Raw genomic sequence first — 19,810 nt, forward strand, 5'->3', positions numbered from 1 at the left:
CGCCGCGTTCGCGGCAGAGCACAGCAGTGCCGTGGGAACTCCCCCTCTGTCGTGGAGCCTGAGAGATTCGCGCCGCCCCGAGGGGTCGAGCGCTTTCACCATGGGCGGATCCGAGCGGATCGCTTTCCAGAGTGGCCAGTTCGACGCGGTACAAGACCTGAGAGATTGGCGGGGAGGCTTGCTCCTTCGGTGCCGACCGGAGTCGGCTCTCCCGCGTCGCGTATTGCGGCCCGGTATTCGGTTGTGCGGTCAGCCTAGCGGTGAGGGCGGACCCTGCGCGGCGTGTCGCCTCTTCCGCTAGGTGTTCAGGTGTTCGTGACACTAAGGTGATCTCAGCACTTACAGTCGGTGCGACTCTTAGTAGGGGGCACCGGATGCCGGACGTGCAGCTCGCCGTGTCGACGGTGATCTTCGCCCTGCGGCCGCACCCGGAGACCGGAGCGAGCACCGTCTGGATCCCCGTCGTCCGGCGCATCCGCGAGCCGTTCGAGGGACTCTGGGCACTGCCCGGCGGACCGCTGCATCCGGACGAGGACCTCGCCGAGTCGGCCCGCCGCACTCTCCGCGAGACCACGGGCCTGGCTCCGCGCTACCTCGAGCAGCTCTACGCCGTCGGCGGCACCGACCGCTCCCCCGGCGAGGACCGCGTCGTGTCGATCGTCTACTGGGCGCTCGTGCGCTCCGCCGAGGCCGACGAGGCCATCGTGGGAGAGAACGTCGCCTGGCTCTGCACCGATCTGCCGCTCGAGCTCGCCTTCGACCACGGACTGATCGTCGACTACGCCCTCTGGCGCCTGCGCAACAAGATGGAGTACTCCCGCATCGCGCAGGCCTTCCTCGGCGGCGCCTTCACCCTGTCCCAACTGCGGGAGGTCCACGAGGCCGTCCTGCAGAAGCCCCTCGACCCGGCCAACTTCCGCCGGACGATCGAGAGCTCCGGCACCGTGGTGCCCACCGGGGAGCGCCTGACGGGCACCCGCCACCGTCCCCCGCGCCTCTACCGCTACGACGAGTCGGCGGCGCTCGTCGACAACGGCCCGCTGCCCGTCTGAGCGCGCCGCCCGACTCCCCCACCCGCCTCACGAGGAGAACACCGTGACATCCGTCGACAGCACCATCCGGCTCATCGAGGGCGGCTCCGCGCCCGGCGCCACCTGCGCGCCCGAGCTCGCGGAGGCCCCCTGGTCGTTCGACCTCGGCCTGCCCGCCTACGGGCCCGGCGCCTCCCAGGCCGACCCGATCCCGGCCGACGCCCCGGTCCAGGGACGTCTGCCGGAGGAGTACACGACGGCGAGCGCCGACGAGCTGCACCACCGCATCCTCGCGGCGAAGGAGACGCTCGGCGAGCGGGTCGTCGTGCTCGGGCACTTCTACCAGCGGGACGAGGTGGTGCAGTACGCCGACTACGTGGGCGACTCGTTCCAGCTGGCGAAGGCGGCGACGAGCCGGCCCGACGCCGAGGCGATCGTCTTCTGCGGCGTGCACTTCATGGCGGAGACGGCCGACATCCTCTCCGGTCCGGAGCAGGCCGTGATCCTCCCGAACCTGGCGGCCGGCTGCTCGATGGCGGACATGGCCGACATCGACTCCGTCGAGGACGCCTGGGCCGAGCTCACCGAGCTCTACGGCACCGAGCCGGACGCCGACGGCCGCGTGCCGCTCGTCCCGGTCACGTACATGAACTCCTCCGCCGCGCTGAAGGCGTTCTGCGGCCGCAACGGAGGCGTGGTCTGCACCTCCTCGAACGCGGCGACCGTGCTCGAGGACGCGTTCGCGCGCGGGCAGCGGGTGCTGTTCTTCCCCGACCAGCACCTCGGCCGCAACACCGCCAAGGCGATGGGCGTGCCGCTGGAGCGGATGCCGATGTGGAACCCGCGGAAGCCGCAGGGCGGCTCCGACACTGCGACGCTCCTGGACGCGCAGGTGATCCTCTGGCACGGCTTCTGCTCGGTGCACAAGCGCTTCACGACGGCCCAGATCGCGAAGGCGCGCGCCGAGCACCCGGGCGTGCGCGTGATCGTGCACCCGGAGTGCCCGATGGCGGTCGTCGACGCGGCCGACGAGTACGGCTCGACCGACTACATCGTGAAGGCGATCCAGGCGGCACCCGCGGGATCGACCTTCGCGATCGGCACCGAGATCAACCTGGTGCAGCGCCTCGCCGTCCAGTACCCGCAGCACACGATCTTCTGCCTCGACGACGTGGTCTGCCCCTGCTCGACCATGTACCGCATCCACCCCGGCTACCTCGCCTGGGTGCTCGAGGGACTGGTCGCGGGGACGGTGCTCAACCGGATCGAGGTCGCGGAGTCGGTGCAGGCCGAGGCGCGCATCGCCCTCGAGCGGATGCTCGCGGCCGTTCCGCCCGCCGGGCCGGCGGCGGTCTGACATGGCGCGGGTCGTCGTCGTCGGCAGCGGCATCGCCGGGCTGGTCGCCGCGCTGACGGCGCAGCACCGCCACGAGGTGCTGCTCGTCACCAAGGGCACGCTGGCGGAGTCGTCGACGCGCGCCGCGCAGGGCGGGATCGCCGCGGTCACGGCGCCGGGCGACTCCGTGGCGCTGCACGTGGAGGACACGCTCACCGCCGGTGCGGGCCTCGCCGTGCGCTCGGCGGTCGAGGTGCTCTGCGCCGAGGGGCCGGAGGCGGTCGCGGTGCTGCAGGAGTGGGGCGTCGGCTTCGACCGCGAGGGCGGCGAGCTGGCGCGGGGACTCGAGGGCGCCCACTCGCGTCCGCGGATCCTGCACGCCGGCGGCGACGCGACGGGCGCCGCGATCGAGGCCGCTCTCGTGGCGGCGGTGCGGGCCTCGTCGGTCGAGGTGCGCGAGCACGCCGCCCTGGTCGACCTGGTGCGGGAGGGCGGCTCGGTCACGGGCGCCGACGTCCTGCACGACGGCGTGCTCGAGCGCCTGGCGGCCGACGCGGTCGTGCTGGCCACCGGAGGCGCCGGGCAGCTCTACCGGCACACCACCAATCCGTCCGTCGCGACCGGGGACGGGCTTGCCGCCGCCCTGCGGGTGGGAGCGGAGACGGCGGACCTGGAGTTCTACCAGTTCCACCCGACCACGCTCGCGCTGCCGGGCGGCTTCCTCGTCTCGGAGGCGGTGCGCGGCGAGGGCGCGGTGCTGCGCGACTCCGCGGGCGAGCGGTTCCTGGCCGGGGTGCACCCCGAGGCCGAGCTGGCGCCGCGCGACGTCGTGGCGCGCGCGATCGCGGAGCGGATGCGACTGCAGGGCGGACTGCCCGTGCACCTGGACGCCCGGGCGATCGACCCCGAGGTGCTGGCGAAGAGGTTCCCGACGATCTCGGCGGCCTGCCGCGAGAACGGGCTCTCGCTCGCCGACGACCTGCTGCCCGTGACTCCGGCCGCGCACTACTGGATGGGCGGGATCGCGACCGACCTGGACGGGCGCACCAGCCTCCCCGGGCTGCTCGCAGTGGGCGAGGTCGCCCGCACCGGCGTCCACGGCGCGAACCGCCTCGCCTCCAACAGCCTGCTCGAGGGCGTCGTGTTCGCGCGCCGCGCGGCGCTCGCCCTCGACTCCCTCTCCTGGAGCGGCGGCCCGGTCGCCCCTCCCCGCGCCGTCGTCCCGATGACGCTCGACCGCACCGCTCTCCAGGACGCGATGTGGGCGGGAGCCGGCCTCTCCCGGGACGCGGCGGGGCTCACAGCGGCGCGCGACGCGCTCGTCGCCTCCGCCTCGCCCGCTCCGCTCGGACTGAGGACGCTCGAGGACGCGAACCTGCTGACCTGCGCCCTCGCTCTCATCGACGCCGCGCTCGCGCGCACGCACTCCGTCGGCGCCCACCACCGCACCGACTCCCCCGACCCCGCGACGGCGAGCGCCGCCGCCCCCACCAGAGAGGCGGCCCTTCCGTGCTGACCCGCCAGAGCATCGACCGCGTCGTCACCCTCGCCCTCGAGGAGGACGCGCCCTGGGGCGACCTGACCTCCGACACCCTCCTCCCCGCGGACGCCACCGCGAGCGCAGCCCTCGTGGCCCGCGAGCCCGGCGTCTTCAGCGGCGGCGCCGTCCTCGTCGGCACGATGCGGCAGGTCGACTCCCGGATCCGCTGCTCGGTGCTCGTGGAGGACGGCGCGGTCTTCGAGGCCGGGCAGACCCTCGCCCGGATCGAGGGCCCCGCGGGCGGCGTGCTCCGCGGCGAGCGGGTCGCGCTCAACCTCGTGCAGCGGATGAGCGGCATCGCCACCCTGACGGCGCAGTACGTCGCCGCGGTGGAGGGGACGCGCGCCCGCATCGTCGACACCCGCAAGACCACGCCGGGTCTGCGTGCGCTCGAGAGGCACGCCGTCCGCAGCGGCGGCGGCCGCAACCACCGCTTCTCGCTCTCGGACGCGGTGCTGGCGAAGGACAACCACCTCGCGGTGCTCGCCGCGCGCGGGATCGACCTGACCGCGGCCCTGCGGGCGGCGCGCGCCTCGATCCCGCACACGGCGCACCTCGAGGTCGAGGTCGACCGGCTCGACCAGATCGAGCCCGCGCTGGCGGGAGGCGCGGACACGATCATGCTCGACAACTTCACCCCCGAACTGCTCCGCCAGGGCGTCGCCCTCATCGGAGGGCGGGCCGTGGTCGAGGCGAGCGGCGGCGTCGACCTCTCGACCGTGCGCGCGATCGCGGAGGCGGGGGTCGACGTGATCTCCGTCGGCGCGCTCACCCACAGCGTCCGCTCGCTCGACCTCGGCCTGGACATCGCGGTCGAGTGATCTACCTCGACCACGCCGCGACCTCGCCCGTGCGCCGCGAGGTGCTGGAGGCCATGTGGCCGTTCCTCACCGCCGAGTACGGCAATCCGTCGAGCAGCCACTCGCTCGGCGACGCCGCGGCGCGCGCGCTGGAGGCGGCGCGCGCTCACGTGGCCCGCTTCCTCGGCGGCCGCGCCTCCGAGACGCTCTTCACCTCCGGCGGCACGGAGTCGATCAACACGGCGGTCAAGGGCCTCGCGCTGGGATCGCCGCGCGGACGGCACCTGGTGATCTCGGCGCTCGAGCACGAGGCGACCGTCGAGTCGGCCGACCACCTCCGGCGCCTGCACGGCTTCGAGGTGTCGACGGCCCCCGTCGACGCGACCGGCCTGCTCGACCTCGACGCGCTCGCCGCGCTGGCCCGGCCGGACACCGCACTGGTCTCGGTGCTCGCGGCGAGCAACGAGATCGGGACGGTGCAGGACGTTCCGGCGATCGCGGCGCTCTGCCGATCGCGCGGCGTGCCGCTGCACGTGGACGCCGTCCAGGCCGCCGGCTGGCTGGACGTCGCGGGCTGGGGCGCCGACGCGGTCTCGGTCTCGGGGCACAAGCTCGGGGCGCCGAAGGGCGTGGGGGCGCTGCTGCTGCGCAGCCGGCTCCCGTTCGAGCCCCTGCTGCACGGCGGCGGCCAGGAGCGGGAGCGGCGCTCGGGCACCGAGAACGTGGCCTTCGCGGTCGCGCTCGGCACCGCGGTGCGCCTGCTCGATCCGGACCGCGCGGCACGGGTCGGAGCGGTCCGGGACGCGTTCGCCGAGCGGGTCGCGGCCCTGGCGCCCCGGGCCGTGCCGCTGGGCTCCGCGGCGCACCGGCTCCCCTCGATCGCGGCGTACGCCGTCCCCGGACGCAGCGGCGAGTCGACGCTCCTCGAGCTGGAGGAGCGCGGCGTCGTCGTCTCGAGCGGCTCGGCGTGCGCCGCCGGGCGCGACGAGCCCTCGCCCGCGCTGCTGGCCCTCGGCCTCGACCCCGACGTCGCCCGGACCGCCGTGCGGTTCAGCTTCGGCGAGGGCGCCACGCTCGAGGAGGCCGAGGCCGCGTCCTCCGCGCTCTCCGCGGTCCTCACCTGAGACCTCTCGCAGCGGATCCCCGTCGATCGGGAATGTCCGGGGCGTCCGCCGCTGTTCTCCCTCCGTACCCCGCATCCGCGCCCGCGAGTCGAGCCGTCGATGCGCCCCTCACACCGATCCCCTCACGACCGGAGAACACCTGTGACCGAGCGCAGCACCCTTCCCGCCGCGCGGCCCGCCGCACCCGCCGCCGCCACGACCCTCGAGCCGCGCAGCCGCCTGGTCATCAGCCTCCTGCTGGTGTCGGCGTTCGTCGTGATCCTCAACGAGACGATCATGAGCGTGGCGCTGCCCGACCTCATGCGCGACTTCGACGTCGAGGCGCACGTGGGCCAGTGGCTCTCGACCGCCTTCATGCTCACGATGGCCGTCGTCATCCCGATCACGGGCTACCTGATCCAGCGGCTGCACACCCGCACGCTCTTCGCCGCCGCGATGATCCTCTTCAGCCTCGGCACGCTCACCGCCGCGCTCGCCCCGACCTTCGCGGTCCTCCTGGCGGCCCGCGTGGTGCAGGCCGGCGGCACGGCCATCATGATGCCGCTGCTGATGACGACCGTGATGACGCTGGTGCCCCCGGCGATCCGCGGCCGGATGATGGGCAACATCTCGATCGTCATCTCGGTGGCTCCGGCCGTCGGACCGACGATCTCGGGCGTCATCCTCAACTTCCTCGGCTGGCGCTGGATGTTCTGGATCGTGCTGCCGATCGCGATCGGCGCGCTGCTCCTGGGCCTGCGCAAGGTCGAGAACGTCACCGAGCCCCGCTCCATCCCGATCGACTCGCTCTCGGTCGTCCTCTCGGTCTTCGGCTTCGGCGGCCTCGTCTACGGCCTGTCGAGCCTCGGCGAGGGCGGAGCCGCGGTCGTCGCGCCGTGGATCCCGTTCGTCGTCGCGGGTCTCGGCCTCGCGGGCTTCATCGCGCGCCAGCTGCTGCTGCAGCGCACCGACCGGGCCCTGCTGGACCTCCGGACCTTCTCCTCCGCGAACTTCACCATCGTCATCGCGATGATGGCGGTCAGCATGTCGGCGCTCTTCGGCACCCTGATCCTGCTGCCCCTCTACACGCAGAACGTGCTGGGCCTCACTCCGCTGGAGACCGGGCTGCTCCTGCTCCCCGGCGGCCTGCTGATGGGCCTGCTCGCGCCGTTCGTCGGCCGCGGCTACGACCGCTTCGGCCCGCGCGTGCTGCTCGTGCCCGGCTCGATCGTCGTCGCCGGCGCACTGTGGGGGTACACCCTGCTCGCGGCGGACTCGTCGCCCTGGTTCGTCCTCTCGCTGCACGTCACCCTCAGCCTGGGCCTCGCCTTCGTCTTCACGCCGCTGTTCACCGCCGGCCTCGGCTCGGTGCGCCCCTCGCTCTACTCGCACGGCAGCGCGATCATCGGCACCGTGCAGCAGCTGGGCGGCGCGGCGGGCACGGCGCTGTTCGTCACCGTCCTCTCGATCCGGTCGGCGGAGCTCGCGCAGGGCGGAGCCGACGAGGTCGCCTCCTACGCCGGCGGCATCCACTCCGCGTTCCTGTGGGGCGCGTCGATCGCGACGGTCGCGATCGTGGCCGCGTTCTTCGTCCGCCGCCCGGCGGAGTCGGACGCGCCGCTCCCGATGGCGCACTGAGCCGGGCGGGCCGACCCCGCCTGTTCACCTCCGCGTCACCCCGCCTCCCTACGGTGTCGCCCCGGCCGCCGCGCTCCCGATCGCGCGGCCGGGACGGAGACGAGACGTGACCGAGACGGCCGGCCCCCAGGACGTGCTCGACGCCGGAGCAGCCACCCCTCCTCCTCGCACGCTGGTCGACGTCCTCCGCGACACCGCGGAGCGCCACCCGGACGCCTCCGCGCTGGAGGACCCGGCCGGAGCGCTCAGCTACCGGGAGCTGCTGGCCCGCACGGTGCAGCTCGCGGGCGAGCTCACCACCGCAGGGGTCCGACGCGGCGACCGCGTCGGGATCCGCATGCCCAGCGGCTCCCGCGAGCTCTACCTCGCGATCCTGGCCGTCCTCGCCGCGGGAGCCGCGTACGTCCCGGTGGACGCGGACGACCCCGAGGAGCGGGCGCGCCTCGTCTTCGGCGAGGCCGCCGTCCGCGGCGTGATCACCGGCTCCGGCCGCTTCGAGCGCACCGGCGCCGACGAGCCGGCCGCGCGCCTGTTCACCGCGAGCGCGCCGCACCCGAGCACGGCGTCGATCCCGCTGCTGCAGCCGCCCTCGCTCGAGGACGACGCCTGGATCATCTTCACCTCCGGCTCCACCGGAACCCCCAAGGGAGTGGCGGTCAGCCACCGCTCCGCCGCCGCCTTCGTCGACGCCGAGGCGCGCCTGTTCCTCCAGGCGGAGCCGCTCGGCCCCGGGGACCGGGTGCTGGCCGGTCTCTCGGTCGCGTTCGACGCGTCCTGCGAGGAGATGTGGCTCGCCTGGCGGCACGGCGCCTGCCTCGTCCCCGCTCCCCGCTCGCTGGTCCGCAGCGGCATGGACCTCGGCCCCTGGCTGACCACGCACGGCATCACCGTGGTCTCGACCGTGCCGACCCTCGCGGCGCTCTGGCCCGCGGAGTCGCTCGAGAACGTCCGCCTGCTGATCTTCGGTGGCGAGGCGTGCCCGCCGGAGCTCGGCGAGCGCCTGGCCGTCGAGGGTCGCGAGGTCTGGAACACCTACGGGCCGACCGAGGCCACCGTCGTCGCCTGCGCCGCGCCCCTCGGCGGGCCTCCCCCGGTGCGCATCGGGCTGCCGCTGGACGGCTGGCGGCTCGCCGTCGTGGACGCGGACGGGCAGCGGGTCGGCGAGGGCGAGGTCGGCGAGCTGGTCATCGGCGGGGTCGGGCTCGCGCGCTACCTCGACCCGGTCAAGGACGCCGAGAAGTACGCGCCGGCACCGCTCCTGGGCTGGGAGCGGGCCTACCGCTCCGGCGACCTGGTGCGCTTCGAGAGCGCCGGCCTCGTCTTCCAGGGGCGCGCGGACGACCAGGTGAAGCTCGGCGGTCGGCGGATCGAGCTCGGCGAGGTCGAGGCGGCGCTGCAGGCGCTCCCCGGAGTCTCGGGGGCGGCGGCCGCGGTCCGCACCACGGCGGCCGGCAACCAGGTCCTCGTCGGCTACCTGGCCCTCGCCGGCGGCCGGGAGCTCGACCGCGACGCGGCGCTCGCCCGCCTGCGTGAGGAGCTGCCCGCATCCCTCGTGCCGCTGCTGGCCGTGGTCGAGGAGCTGCCGACCCGCGTCTCCGGCAAGGTCGACCGCGCCGCACTCCCCTGGCCGCTCGCCGTGGGCACGACCGAGGACGCCTCCCTCGACCCCGAGGAGGCGTGGCTCGCCGCCCTCTGGCGCGACGTGCTCGGCGTGCCGGTCGACGAGCGGGCGAACTTCTTCGACCTCGGCGGCGGCTCCCTCGCCGCCGCCCAGCTGGTCGCGCGGATCCGCGAGCGCGACCCCGAGTTCACGGTCGCCGACGTCTACGCCCACCCGCGTCTCGCGGCGATGGCCGCCGAGATCCAGAGCCGCTCGACGGGCACCGCGGAGGTGTCCGCTCACCGCATCGCGCCGGTCCCCCTCCGGATGCGCGTCCTGCAGACCCTCCTCGGCGCACCGCTGCTCGTGCTCGGCAGCGCCCGCTGGATCACCGCGATCCTCACCGTCACCGCGGTGCTCGACCTGGTGCCGGGGTTCGGCTGGCTGCCCACCGCTCCGCTCGCCGCGCTGATCCCCGCGTTCGCGCTCTTCCTCACGCCGTTCGGGCGGATGGGGCTCACCGTCCTCGCCGCGCGCACCCTGCTGCGCGGGATCCGAGCCGGAGACCACCCGCGCGGCGGGAGCGTGCACCTCCGGCTCTGGCTGGCGGAGCAGATCGCGTTCCAGCTCAAGGCCGTGAGCCTGGCGGGCGCGCCCTGGGTCGCCTACTACGCCCGCGCGCTCGGTGCCCGCATCGCCGACGACGTCGACCTGCACTCCCTCCCTCCTCTGACCGGGATGCTCACGCTCGGGCGCGGCGCCGCGATCGAGCCCGAGGTCGACCTCTCCGGCTACTGGATCGACGGCGACGTCCTGCGCGTCGGCGCCGTCCGGGTCGGCGCGGGCAGCACGGTGGGCGCGCGCAGCACGCTCCTCCCCGGCGCCCGGATCGGCAAGCACGCGCAGATCGAGCCGGGATCGGCCGTCTTCGGGCGGGTGCCGGCCGGGCAGCGCTGGGGAGGATCCCCCGCCCAGCGGCTCGGCAGGGCGAACGCCGGGTTCCCCTCGGAGCGCCCGGCGCGCCGCCCGGGCTGGGTCTGGGCGTACGGAGCGTCCGCGGTCGGCCTCGCAGCGGTCCCGGTCCTCGCCCTCGCGGCCGGGCTCGCCGTCGTGGCCGCCGCCGTGCGCGGCTCGGCCGGCCTCGGCGCCGCGCTCGGGCCCGCTCTCGCCGCCCTCGTGCCCGCCGTCGCCGTCTCCGGAGTCGTCCTCGCCGCCCTCGTCGTCGTCCTGGTGCGCCTGCTCGGCCGGGGCGTCGAGCCGGGCACCCACCCCGTGCGCGGTCGGATCGGCTGGCAGGTCTGGTCGACGGAGCGGCTGCTCGACTCCGCGCGGGTCCTGCTCTTCCCGCTCTACTCGGGCCTGTTCACCCCGGTCTGGCTGCGGCTCCTCGGCGCGAAGGTCGGACGCGACGTCGAGGCCTCGACGGTGCTGCTCCTGCCCGCGATGACGACCATCCGCGACGGCGCGTTCCTCGCCGACGACACGCTCGTCGCCTCCTACGCGCTCGGCGGCGGCTGGATGCGGCTCGCCCGCGCCGAGATCGGCGAGCGCGCGTTCCTCGGCAACTCCGGCATGGCGGCTCCCGGTCACACCGTGCCCGCCGGCGGACTCGTCGCCGTCCTCTCCTCCGCGCCCCGGAAGTCGAAGGCGGGCTCGTCGTGGCTCGGCTCACCGCCCGTGCGGCTGCGGCGCACCGTCGTCGAGGCGGAGTCGGCGCGCACCTTCCGCCCGGCCCGCCGACTCCGCGCGGCCCGCATCGCGTGGGAGCTCGGCCGCTTCGTCCCGGTGGTCGTCTCGGTCGCGATCGGCCTCGGCGTGGTCGCCGGACTGCTCGCGCTGATCCAGACGCTCGGGGCGGTGCTCGCCGCGCTCGTGGGAGGCGTCGTGCTGCTGGCCGCCGGGGCGGTCGCCGCGGCCGTCTCCACCGCCGCGAAGTGGATCCTGATCCAGCGGGTCGAGCCGAGCGAGCAGCCGCTGTGGTCCTCGTTCGTCTGGCGGAGCGAGCTGGCCGACGCCTTCACCGAGATGGTCGCCGCGCCCTGGTTCGCCCACGCCGCCGCGGGCACTCCGGCGCTGGTCTGGTGGCTGCGGAGCCTCGGCGCCCGGATCGGACGCGGCGTCTGGTGCGAGAGCTACTGGCTCCCCGAGGCCGATCTGATCTCGCTCGGCGACGGAGCGACCGTGAACCGGGGCTGCGTCGTGCAGACGCACCTGTTCCATGATCGAATCATGAGCATGGATCTCGTGAGCCTCGACGCCGGCGCCACCCTGGGCCCGCACAGCGTGATCCTCCCCGCCGCGCGGATCGCCGAGCACGGCACGGTCGGCCCGGCCTCGCTCGTCATGCGGGGGGAGCTCGTGCCCGCGGGCAGCCGCTGGAGCGGCAACCCGATCGGCCCGTGGCGCGAGGTGCGCGTCGCCGACTACCACGCGCCCGTCGCGTGAGCCCCGCGCTGACCGGGCTCGAGACCGCCGGCGACCCCTACGTCCCCGGCATCGGGAACACCGGCTACCGCGTCGAGTCCTACGACCTCGACCTCGACTACCGCGTCGCCTCGAACCGCCTGGCCGGCCGGGCCGTGCTGCGGATCGTCGCGCTGCAGCCGCTCCGGCGGTTCTCCCTCGACCTCTCCCGGCTCCGCGTGGCCCGCGTCCGGATCGACGGACGCCGCGCCCGCCACGAGCAGGCGCCGCACAAGCTGCGGGTGTCCCCCGCCGAGCCGCTGGCCGCCGGCGAGAGCGTCGACGTCGAGATCGAGTACAGCGGCCACCCCGCCCCCCGCGCCACCCACTGGGGCGAGCTCGGCTGGGAGGAGCTGGAGGACGGGGTGCTCGTCGCCTCGCAGCCCTCCGGCTCCTCCACCTGGTTCCCCTGCAACGACGACGTCGCCGAGAAGGCTCCGTACCGCCTGCGCGTCACCGCCGAGGAGGGCTACGCCGTGCTCGCGAACGGGGTGCTCATCGACTCGAGCGCCCGCTCCGGCCGCCGCACCTGGCTCTACGAGCAGCGCGAGCCCAGCGCCGCGTACCTCGCCTCGGTGCAGATCGGCCGCTACGCGATCGAGGAGTGCGTGCTCGCCGGCGTCGCGGTGACCCTCGCCCGCCCCGCCGCCCTGGCCGCTCGGGTCGCGCACGACTTCGCTCCGCTCGAGCGCATGCTCGCCCTGTTCACGCGGCTGTTCGGGCCCTACCCCTTCGCCCGCTACTGCGTCGTCGTCACGGCGGACGAGCTGGAGATCCCGCTCGAGGCGCAGGCGATGGCGGTGTTCGGCGCCAACCACGCCGACGGCCGCGGCGGCTCGGAGCGCCTCATCGCGCACGAGCTCGCGCACCAGTGGTTCGGCAACAGCGTGGGCATCGCCCGGTGGCGCCACATCTGGCTCAACGAGGGGTTCGCCTGCTACGCGGAGTGGCTGTGGTCGGAGGAGTCGGGCCGCGCCACCGCCGACGCCTGCGCCCGCCGCCACCACGCGGTGCTGCGGGCTGCGGCGCAGGATCTCGTGCTCGCCGATCCGGGGCCGGTCGCACTCTTCGACGACCGCGTCTACAAGCGCGGCGCGCTCACCCTGCACGCGCTGCGGCTCACCGTCGGCGACGAGCCCTTCCTCCGGCTGCTGCGGGAGTGGACGTCCCGCTACGCCTCCGCCGCCGTCACCGACGAGGAGTTCCGCGAGCTCTGCACCGAGGTCCTCGGCGAGGGCGTGGACGACCTGCTCGACGCCTGGCTCCTCGACGAGGAGCTGCCGCCGCTACCGTCCGGGCGCTGACACCAGCGAGTCCGCGAGCGCGTCGCCGTGCTCGCGCCGCCAGCCGATGATGGGCCCGGCGCCCGCGTCCCCCATCGGCCCGAGGGCGACGCTGACCCGCAGCGCGGGGTCCAGCTGCGGCTCGGCCAGCCGGAAGCGGACGCCGTCGATCCGCGCCTCCGCCGCGTGGTGCGACTCGTGCACGTGCACCCGGCGCGGGTCGAGCTCGAGCCCGCGGCCGTCCGCCTTCAGTGCGGCCTCGATCCGGGTCCAGTGCAGGACGGGGTCGGCGGGGCGCATCCCGCCCGTGGCGAAGGGCGCCCCGGCGATGCGCGTGATCCGCTCCCCGCGCTCGGGCGTGCCCAGCGTCGGCTCCACATCGACGCCGACCGCACCGGCGCTGCTCGCCGCGACCACGACGGCGCCCGCGCAGTGCGCGATGCTCACCGACAGCAGCTCGAGCGCGATCCCGCGTCCCTCCAGCCGCGGCCGGCCGTGCGCGCCCCCGCAGCGCGGGCAGCACGCGACGACCCGGACCTCCGACGCGCGCGTCCCCGTGAGCTCGGCCGCGAGCATCCGCAGGAGCACCCGCCCGAAGACGAATCGCTCGGCCGCCGACGCGGCGACCGTGCCGGCGTAGCGCTCGCGCTCCTCGTCGCTCAACAGCGGCAGCAGCCGCTCGGCGTCCAGCGTCTGCTCGTCGAGCGCCAGCCAGCGCAGGTGCACCCCCGGCAGCTCCGCGCCGATCCCCGACTCCCCCATGTCCGTCCCCCCGGTCAGCTCGTCGCGGCGTGCTCGCCGCGCTCGTACACGTCCGCGGCCGATCCGACGATCAGCGGGTCCGGACCCAGCGGGCCCACGACCTCCTCGTCGCGTCCGTCGTAGTCGTAGAGGCTCAGGACGTAGCGCATGGCCTCGAGCCGGGCGCGCTTCTTGTCGTTGCTCTTCACGATGGTCCAGGGAGCGTCGGCGGTGTCGGTCGCCGCCATCATCGCCTCCTTGGCCGCGGTGTAGTCGCCCCACTTGTCGAGCGAGGCGAGGTCCATCGGCGAGAGCTTCCACTGGCGCACGGGGTCGATCATGCGGATCGTGAACCGGGTGCGCTGCTCCTCCGCCGAGACCGAGAACCACAGCTTCACCAGGTCGATGCCGTCGCCGACGAGCATCCGCTCGAACAGCGGCGTCTGGCGGATGAACTCGTCGTACTGCGCCGGCGTGCAGAAGCCCATCACGCGCTCCACGCCGGCCCGGTTGTACCAGGAGCGGTCGAAGAGGACGATCTCGCCGGCGGCCGGCAGGTGCGAGACGTAGCGCTGGAAGTACCACTGACCGGCCTCGCGCTCGGTCGGCTTCTCGAGCGCGACCACGCGGGCTCCGCGCGGGTTGAGGTGCTCGGTGAAGCGCTTGATGGTGCCGCCCTTGCCCGCGGCGTCGCGCCCCTCGAACACGACCACGAGTCGGCGCCCGTGCTTCTTGATCCAGTTCTGCAGCTTCAGCAGCTCGATCTGGAGGAGGCGCTTGCCCGCCTCGTACTCCTCGCGCGACATCCGCTCGTCGTAGGGGTAGCCCTCGCGCCAGGTGTCGATCTGCGTGCCGTCGCGGCGCAGGAGCACCGGATCGTCGTCGTCCTCGTCCAGCACGACGAGGTCCCGCGCGTCGGCGGGTGTGAGCGTGCGGAGCAGCTCGGGAGTGGGACGGAGGGCGTCATCGGCGGTGTCGGGCACGGAGGGACGCTAGTGCGGCCGTGCAACGCTCCGGTGAACGGCGGGTATCCCCGCGTCTGCGGGGAGGACGGTCGGACGGGCTGCCGCGCCGATCGCGGTCCCGGCCGCCGGATGCGCAGGCTGATCACGGCGGCTGTACGCAGCCGAGGCTGCAGTGCTCGATCCGGGGCGCTCCCGCGAGGATCGACCGGCTCCGCCTCGTCTCGGGACGGCGTCAGCCGGTGAACGCCGCAGGAGGCAGGTCGGTCTCGCCGCCCTCGACCGCGTCGAGCAGCCGGTCGACCACGTCCTGCGGCGCCAGACCCGCGCCGAAGCGGGGCGCGTCTCCCGCGAGCGGGTGCCGGGACAGCTCGGTCTCGGTGTGGCCGGGGCGCGCGTCGAGCAGGAGGACGCCCGCCCGCTTGTACTCGCGGGCCGAGGCCTTCACGAAGGAGTGCAGTGCCGCCTTCGAGGCGGAGTACGCGGCGAGTCCCGCGGTCGGAGCCTCCGCCACCACGCCGCTGATGGTCAGCGCGAACGGCTCGCGCCCCTCGCCCGCCGACGCGACGAGCGACGGCAGCGCGGCGGTCAGCACCCGGATCGGCGCCAGCGCGTTCACCTCGACGAGCTCCTCCAGAACGGCCGGATCGAGCTCGGCGGAGGGCCCGAAGGCCACGACGCCCGCGGCCACGACGACGCCGTCGAGGCGCCCGTGCCGCTCGAGCACCTCGGCGACCACGCGCCGGGGCTCGTCCTCCCCGCGCAGGTCGGCGACCAGGGGTGCCTCGCCGAGCGCCGCGGAGTCGCGCCCCGAGCGCACCGCGACGGCACCGCGCGCCTCCAGCGAATCGGCCAGGAGGCGGCCGAGGCCGCCCGAGGCTCCGAGGACGAGGACGACGGCACCGTCGAGACGAGTCATGTGGCGAGCCTAGACGGGTGCGCTGTCGCGGATCGGCACTACCGTCCGAGCGACCGGGCCCCTACCGTGAGGCCCATGACACGACTGCAGAGCCGTGCCGTGCTGCACCGCCTGCTCGAGGTCCTCGAGGATCCCGCCCCCGTCACCATCGGCCACGCGCGTCACGTCCGGATGCTCGTCCGCGAGGCTCTGGAGTGGATCGCCGGCCCTCGGGCGCACGAGTCCGGTGCGTGGAGCGGCCCCGCTTCGGGAGAGCCCGCGGCCGCGCTCGCCCCCGAGGATCCCGCCGCCACGGACCCGGGTCTCTGACGCTCCCGCCCTCCTCGTAGACTCGTTCGCCGGAGGAACGGGGGGGGTCGATGGACGAGGGTGCGCCGGCGGGCTGGTACCGCGACGAGGCCGATGCGGCCGAGATGCGCTGGTGGGACGGCAGGCGGTTCACCGAGGCGCGCCGCTCCGCGCAGGACAGTGCCGCGGTGGTGCGGGACGCACCCGTCACCCCCGTCACGGAGCGCGTCGTCTACCGCCTCCCGAACGCCGACGGCACCCCGAGCGTGGACGCCCTCGCCGAGGCCGAGCGGATCGAGGAGATCGCCGATCTGATCGGACGCACGCTCGAGCAGGGCGAGATCGACGAGCGGACCCTCGAGGTCGACCTGATCCCCGAGCCCGACCACCCCACCGGCCTCGACGCCGTCTCGGTCCGGGTCGGCGGCCGCGTCCTCGGCTACCTGCCGAACGCCTCCGCCCACCGGGCCGCTCTCGACCGGGTCGTGGCGAGCGGAGCCGTCCCGGTCACGACCGCGCGCCTCCGGGTCGAGAACGGCGAGGAGGGCCTGCGGGCCGTCCTCCGCGTCGCCCTCGTCGCCCCCGAGCTGCTCGTGCCGCTCAACGAGCCGCCCGTCGAGCGCCACTCGATCCTCCCCTGGTCGCGGGGCCTGCCGGTCCTGCGCGAGGACGAGCACTTCGCCCGCCTCTCGTCGGTCGTTCCGGCGAGCGGCCGCGGCCTGCTGCTGGTGACCCTGCACCCGGCGGGCGACCTCGTCGAGCTCCGTCTCGACGGCGAGCGGGTGGGCGAGCTCTCCCCGACCCTCTCGGCGGATTTCGCCCCGACCCTCCGCCACCTCGCGAGCCTCGGCCTCACCGCCGCCGCCTACGCCTCCCTCCGCGGATCCCCGCTGAAGGTCGAGCTCACGCTGCAGGCCGCGAAGGCCGCGGAGCTGCCCGCCGAGTGGGTCGACGGCCGTCCGGTCACTCTCCCCCGACTCCTCCCGCCGGCCCGGACCTACACCGTCCCGCCCTCGTACACGGCGCCGCTGCGTCCCACTCCCCGCAGCTCGGAAGCGGTCTCCCGCTCGGTCCGCCGGACCGTCGCCTGGGTGGTCGTCGGCGTCTGCACCCTCGTCGGGCTGTCGAGCTGGCTGATCGGGGACGTGCTGAACTGACGGGGCGGGGCGGACGTCCGGGGATGTGACCGGCCTCGTGTCGGACTCCCGGGGTCGGCGATCCCGCACCTCCGTGCAGAAGCGCCCGGCTCGCGGATCCGGGGATCCGAGCGAACCGGGCGCCTCGAGCCGAGCGCGGCCGTCCTACACGTTGAAGCGGAACGTTGGTGCCGGTGTAGCGGGTGGTTGTGAAGGACAGGAATCCGCGAGATACCGGGCTTCTGAGCGTTGGTACTGATGGTGCGAACCCACCGGGAACTGGGGTTCTTGCGGACTCGCTGCGGACTGCAGAGTCCTGCGGGTCGCCCACTACGCAGTACACCCATGGGCCAAGAAACATCGGGCGATCCCGTCTGCGTCTACGTCGACAGAATCGTCCAGAGGGAACGCGCCATGGAGGGAAAGGCAGGACGCCAACTAGGCATCGGTTGTTCCGTTTCTAGGACAGCCCGCGGGCCCCCTCCTGGTTCGAGGTACGCGCCACGTTCGGACCCCTCGTCAGGAACTAGCGCCACTCGAGATCATCGGGGTCACTAGGATCGCGCCATGAGACGCCTTCTTCCGTGTATTGCCATCGTTTTCGCGCTGGCGGGCTGCACTGCTCAGCCGGCCGAGCCGGCAGTGACGGTGCCCGTGACGCCTGAAGCAGAAGCGACTCCGACTCCGACGCCGACGCCGACATCCACAATGCGGCTGACGACCAACGGTGCGCCCTATCGAGCCGACATGGACGAGACGACTCGCGTCTACGCGGAGGCCGAGTTCATCAACGCGGTAAACACGCACATCCCGGAGACGGCTTCGTTCACCGACGCTTCGCTCCTAGGCGCAGGAAGTGCCTTCTGCGACTCCATGGACCGCGGGGACTCGTTGCAGGCCGGCTTCATCGTTGTCGCGGGCTTGCTCCCGAATCTCCCGAGCACGGACGCCGTGGCGTACCTGTCCTCGGACGCGTCCCTCTGGTTGTGCCCCGAGCATGCGCCCGGAGCTACCGGCTAGTGCGTGATCGCCTGATCGGAACCGACCCGTCCGACGGTGTGACCCTCCACCGCGTCCGCAAGGCCGAGCACGCGATGGAGGTCCCCTCGCCGGCTGAAGTCGGAGCGATCCTCGCTGCGGCGGAGGATTGGTTCGAGCCGTTCGTCGCCCTCGCCGCTTTCGCCGGCCTGCGTATAGGCGAGGCCGCGGCGGTGCAGCTCGCGGACGTGGACTTCCTGCGTCGGCAGCTCAGCGTCCGTCGTCAGGTGCAGCGATCCGGTCCGGGCGAGATCGCGGTCACTCCTCCGAAGTACGGGTCCGAGCGTGTCGTGTTTCTGCCGGACGAGCTGCTGCTCCTACTGAGTCGGCACGTCGAGCAGATCGGGGTCCGCGGCGACGAGGGCTGGCTGTTTGTCGGGGACCGCGGACTTCCGCCGCATCAGAATACGGTCGGCTACTGGTGGCGCCGGACGGTCGAGCGTGCAGGCCTCGAGCCGCTGCGACTGCACAATCTCAGACACTTCTTCGCGTCGGGACTGATCGCCGAGGGCTGCAACGTCGTGACCGTGCAGCGCGCGCTCGGACACGCGAAGGCGACGACGACCTTGCAGACGTATTCGCATCTCTGGCCGACTGCTGAGGACCGCACGAGGGCCGCGGCGAGCAACCTCATGCGAAGCTCTGTCGTCGCTCCTGCGGACTCTGAGCGGACCGGCGAGCCTACAGCCCAGTCATTACGCGGGCAGTAGGGCCGTCCTACACGTTGAAGCGGAACTCGACGACGTCGCCGTCCTGCATGACGTAGTCCTTGCCCTCGATGCGGGCCTTGCCCTTCGCGCGGGCCTCGGCGATCGAGCCGGTCTCGACGAGGTCGTCGAACGAGATGATCTCGGCCTTGATGAAGCCCTTCTGGAAGTCGGTGTGGATGACACCGGCGGCCTGGGGCGCGGTCCAGCCCTTCCCGATGGTCCAGGCGCGCGTCTCCTTCGGGCCGGCCGTGAGGTACGTCTGGAGGCCCAGGGTGTCGAAGCCGATGGTCGCGAGCTGGTTGAGGCCCGACTCCGTCTGGCCGGTCGACTCGAGCATCTCGGCGGCGTCGGCCTCGTCGAGGTCGATCAGCTCGGACTCGATCTTCGCGTCGAGGAAGATCGCCTTCGCCGGCGCGACCAGGGCTGCGAGCTCTGCCTTCCGGGCGTCGTCGGTCAGCACGGCCTCGTCGACGTTGAAGACGTAGATGAAGGGCTTGGCGGTCAGCAGGCCCAGCTCGCGGATCGGCTCCAGATCGATCGAGGAGGCCGACAGCGGCTTGCCCTGGTCGAGGAACTCGCGCGCCTTCTTCGCGGTCTCGACCACGATCGGCTCGATCTTCCTCCCCTTGAGCTCCTTCTCGTAGCGGGCCTCGGCCTTCTCGAGGGTCTGGAGATCGGCGAGGACCAGCTCGGTGTTGATCGTCTCCATGTCGCTGGCGGCGTCGACCTTGCCGTCGACGTGGACGACGTCTGAGTCCTCGAAGCCGCGGATGACCTGCGCGATCGCGTCGGCCTCGCGGATGTTCGCGAGGAACTTGTTGCCCAGGCCCTCGCCCTCGGACGCGCCGCGCACGATGCCGGCGATGTCGACGAAGGAGACGGGCGCCGGGAGGATGCGCTCGGAGCCGAAGATCCCGGCGAGCACCTCGAGGCGGGAGTCGGGCAGGTTCACCACACCCACGTTCGGCTCGATCGTCGCGAACGGGTAGTTCGCCGCGAGCACCGTGTTCTTGGTCAGTGCGTTGAAGAGCGTCGACTTGCCGACGTTGGGGAGACCGACGATTGCGATAGTGAGAGCCACGGGCATCCATCCTACGGCGTGACGGCGGAAGGGCCGGGCTGGCGGGCGCGGAGGAACGGGAGCCGCCCGGCCCGCGGCCGGCGGGTGCTCCCGGCCGCTCGGGGCGACGCGCGCGCGACGCTCCCGGCGGCGTCGGAGGTG

Annotated in this window: 16 protein-coding genes and 1 riboswitch; of the genes, 12 read left to right on the forward strand and 4 right to left on the reverse strand. The window is 73.5% G+C overall.

Annotated elements, in window-relative coordinates:
• Window positions 1-136: 136 nt before the first annotated feature.
• Window positions 137-224: riboswitch (glycine riboswitch) on the reverse strand.
• 150 nt (window positions 225-374) lie between these two features.
• The 8 genes from C5C37_RS10045 to C5C37_RS10080 all read left to right on the forward strand — a co-directional run bounded on the left by C5C37_RS10045 (window position 375) and on the right by C5C37_RS10080 (window position 12,815).
• Window positions 375-1,052, forward strand: coding sequence for an NUDIX domain-containing protein (locus tag C5C37_RS10045; RefSeq protein WP_104222969.1), 678 nt, complete (start codon window positions 375-377; stop codon window positions 1,050-1,052).
• Between the two features lie 43 nt (window positions 1,053-1,095).
• Window positions 1,096-2,388 carry a quinolinate synthase NadA gene (gene nadA / locus C5C37_RS10050; RefSeq protein ID WP_104222968.1) on the forward strand — a complete coding sequence of 431 codons (1,293 nt, stop codon included), beginning with the start codon at window positions 1,096-1,098 and terminating at the stop codon, window positions 2,386-2,388.
• 1 nt (window position 2,389) lies between these two features.
• Window positions 2,390-3,883: an L-aspartate oxidase gene (gene nadB, locus C5C37_RS10055; protein WP_104246614.1), complete on the forward strand. Its 1,494-nt coding sequence runs from the start codon at window positions 2,390-2,392 to the stop codon at window positions 3,881-3,883.
• Window positions 3,877-4,728, forward strand: coding sequence for a carboxylating nicotinate-nucleotide diphosphorylase (nadC, locus tag C5C37_RS10060; protein WP_104266935.1), 852 nt, complete (start codon window positions 3,877-3,879; stop codon window positions 4,726-4,728). The genes nadB and nadC overlap by 7 nt, the downstream gene beginning before the upstream one ends.
• The gene (locus tag C5C37_RS10065) at window positions 4,725-5,831 is read left to right on the forward strand and encodes a cysteine desulfurase family protein (protein WP_104338885.1); all 1,107 of its coding nucleotides are present in this window, start codon (window positions 4,725-4,727) and stop codon (window positions 5,829-5,831) included. The genes nadC and C5C37_RS10065 overlap by 4 nt, the downstream gene beginning before the upstream one ends.
• Window positions 5,832-5,930: 99 nt before the next feature.
• Window positions 5,931-7,448 (forward strand): DHA2 family efflux MFS transporter permease subunit, encoded by a 1,518-nt coding sequence (locus C5C37_RS10070; protein ID WP_104255091.1) that lies wholly within the window; start codon window positions 5,931-5,933, stop codon window positions 7,446-7,448.
• Window positions 7,449-7,554: 106 nt separating this feature from the next.
• The gene (locus tag C5C37_RS10075; RefSeq protein ID WP_181127402.1) at window positions 7,555-11,493 is read left to right on the forward strand and encodes a Pls/PosA family non-ribosomal peptide synthetase; all 3,939 of its coding nucleotides are present in this window, start codon (window positions 7,555-7,557) and stop codon (window positions 11,491-11,493) included.
• Window positions 11,490-12,815: a M1 family metallopeptidase gene (locus tag C5C37_RS10080; RefSeq protein WP_258074108.1), complete on the forward strand. Its 1,326-nt coding sequence runs from the start codon at window positions 11,490-11,492 to the stop codon at window positions 12,813-12,815. Before C5C37_RS10075 ends, C5C37_RS10080 begins: the two co-directional genes overlap by 4 nt.
• On the opposite strand, the gene C5C37_RS10085 is transcribed toward C5C37_RS10080, so the two are convergent.
• From C5C37_RS10085 to C5C37_RS10095, 3 genes are all read right to left on the reverse strand, one after another.
• On the reverse strand, window positions 12,798-13,556 hold the full coding sequence (locus C5C37_RS10085; RefSeq protein ID WP_104222962.1) for a 4'-phosphopantetheinyl transferase superfamily protein: 759 nt from the start codon (window positions 13,554-13,556) through the stop codon (window positions 12,798-12,800). The genes C5C37_RS10080 and C5C37_RS10085 overlap by 18 nt on opposite strands.
• A gap of 14 nt (window positions 13,557-13,570) precedes the next feature.
• Window positions 13,571-14,431 carry a polyphosphate kinase 2 gene (gene ppk2 / locus C5C37_RS10090; RefSeq protein ID WP_244229668.1) on the reverse strand — a complete coding sequence of 287 codons (861 nt, stop codon included), beginning with the start codon at window positions 14,429-14,431 and terminating at the stop codon, window positions 13,571-13,573.
• A gap of 301 nt (window positions 14,432-14,732) precedes the next feature.
• Window positions 14,733-15,416, reverse strand: coding sequence for an SDR family oxidoreductase (locus tag C5C37_RS10095; protein ID WP_104222961.1), 684 nt, complete (start codon window positions 15,414-15,416; stop codon window positions 14,733-14,735).
• Between the two features lie 75 nt (window positions 15,417-15,491).
• On the opposite strand from C5C37_RS10095, the gene C5C37_RS10100 reads away from it, so the two are divergent.
• From C5C37_RS10100 to C5C37_RS10115, 4 genes are all read left to right on the forward strand, one after another.
• On the forward strand, window positions 15,492-15,725 hold the full coding sequence (locus tag C5C37_RS10100; RefSeq protein WP_104222960.1) for a hypothetical protein: 234 nt from the start codon (window positions 15,492-15,494) through the stop codon (window positions 15,723-15,725).
• A 50-nt stretch (window positions 15,726-15,775) separates the two neighbouring features.
• A complete protein-coding gene (locus C5C37_RS10105; protein WP_104338886.1) occupies window positions 15,776-16,861 on the forward strand; it encodes a DUF2510 domain-containing protein in 1,086 nt (361 codons plus the stop codon).
• 726 nt (window positions 16,862-17,587) lie between these two features.
• Window positions 17,588-17,860 carry a hypothetical protein gene (locus C5C37_RS10110; protein ID WP_104327257.1) on the forward strand — a complete coding sequence of 91 codons (273 nt, stop codon included), beginning with the start codon at window positions 17,588-17,590 and terminating at the stop codon, window positions 17,858-17,860.
• Window positions 17,860-18,588: a site-specific integrase gene (locus C5C37_RS10115; protein ID WP_258074110.1), complete on the forward strand. Its 729-nt coding sequence runs from the start codon at window positions 17,860-17,862 to the stop codon at window positions 18,586-18,588. Before C5C37_RS10110 ends, C5C37_RS10115 begins: the two co-directional genes overlap by 1 nt.
• A 7-nt stretch (window positions 18,589-18,595) precedes the next feature.
• Here the strand turns inward: C5C37_RS10115 and ychF are convergent, their stop codons facing one another.
• Window positions 18,596-19,669 (reverse strand): redox-regulated ATPase YchF, encoded by a 1,074-nt coding sequence (gene ychF / locus C5C37_RS10120; RefSeq protein WP_104222958.1) that lies wholly within the window; start codon window positions 19,667-19,669, stop codon window positions 18,596-18,598.
• Window positions 19,670-19,810 lie beyond the last annotated feature (141 nt).

This window comes from Rathayibacter sp. AY1F9, assembly GCF_002932155.1.
Classification (GTDB): Bacteria; Actinomycetota; Actinomycetes; order Actinomycetales; family Microbacteriaceae; genus Rathayibacter.